At 55.8% G+C, this 208-nt stretch carries 1 pseudogene; it reads left to right on the top strand.

The window, feature by feature from the left end:
- Positions 1 to 13: 13 nt before the first annotated feature.
- Positions 14 to 208: pseudogene (locus HMPREF3056_RS13960) on the top strand (hypothetical protein); the annotation flags it as partial.

The raw sequence follows: 208 nt of genomic DNA on the forward strand, positions 1-208 counted from the left end.
AGTATCATGCGGCATCGCCAATCAGGCAGCCACAACCGCGAGTATGGAAGTGCAGAACCGGTTTCCTGGCGCCACATCACTCCACAATGGAAAGGGCGATGCTTTTCGGCACTGCTCGTGGAATGCCCTGATGACGATGAGAATCGGTGCAGATGCAGCTGAACGCATTGCTACTAACCACGAAACTGTCGCTCAGGGGCCAGCGGAT

This window comes from Corynebacterium sp. HMSC056F09 (assembly GCF_001815785.1).
GTDB lineage: Bacteria > Actinomycetota > Actinomycetes > Mycobacteriales > Mycobacteriaceae > Corynebacterium > Corynebacterium hiratae.